Raw genomic sequence first — 335 nt, 5'->3', positions numbered from 1 at the left:
CCTTGTCGAAAATGTATCCTAATGTTTGATCGTAATGATATTGCTACTGTTATCAGACGTTTTTTACCGGATCTTTTAAATTTAAGAGGATTCACGGAACATCAACTTAAGGTTTTAAATGCACTGGCTACTTGCCGTACGCCTCAACTTGGAGGGTCTGTATTGGCATGTAGTTCATGTGGATCAGTTCATTATGTGATGCACAGTTGCCGAAACAGGCATTGCCCAAGGTGTCAGGGTATTGACAAAGAGTTGTGGATTGAAGATCGTAAACAAGATCTGCTCCCGGTAAAATACTACCATGTGGTATTTACCGTTCCTCATTTACTGTTAGA

Annotated in this window: 1 protein-coding gene; it reads left to right on the top strand. The window is 40.3% G+C overall.

Going from position 1 to position 335, the window contains the following annotated elements; genetic code table 11:
* Positions 1-21: 21 nt before the first annotated feature.
* The coding region (locus tag OM075_RS25935; protein WP_301193432.1) for a transposase zinc-binding domain-containing protein at positions 22-335 on the top strand (314 nt) is incomplete at its 3' end.

Source organism: Plebeiibacterium sediminum (assembly GCF_026013605.1).
GTDB lineage: Bacteria > Bacteroidota > Bacteroidia > Bacteroidales > Marinilabiliaceae > Saccharicrinis > Saccharicrinis sediminus.
The sequence above is the reverse complement of the archived record's forward strand: the minus strand, read 5'-3'. Positions and strand labels throughout refer to the sequence as shown.